The 218-nt window shown below is 61.5% G+C and carries 1 protein-coding gene; it reads left to right on the top strand.

Annotated elements, in window-relative coordinates; translation table 11 throughout:
• Positions 1–218 (top strand): immunoglobulin-like domain-containing protein (locus ACNFHO_RS27445; protein WP_416767977.1); only part of this gene is annotated, 218 nt, incomplete at both ends.

Genomic DNA, 218 nt, shown 5'->3' with positions numbered 1-218 from the left:
TCGCGACCCTCACCGCCGACAAAACCACCGTCTCCGAAGGCGGTGAGATCACTTACACCGTTACTCTGACCAATGCCCAAGGCCTTGACGTCAAAGGCCACGGCGGTCTGACCTTCACTCTTTCGGATGGCACGAAAGTGACTGTTCCGGCTGGCAGCGCCACCGGGACCATCACCATCCACGCCCCTGATGACGTGTACGTCGGCGGCCAGCCAGCA

It is taken from the genome of Pseudomonas sp. NY15374 (assembly GCF_048068255.1).
In the GTDB taxonomy this organism is placed as follows: Bacteria; Pseudomonadota; Gammaproteobacteria; order Pseudomonadales; family Pseudomonadaceae; genus Aquipseudomonas; species Aquipseudomonas machongensis.
This window is presented reverse-complemented; position numbering and strand designations above follow the sequence as displayed.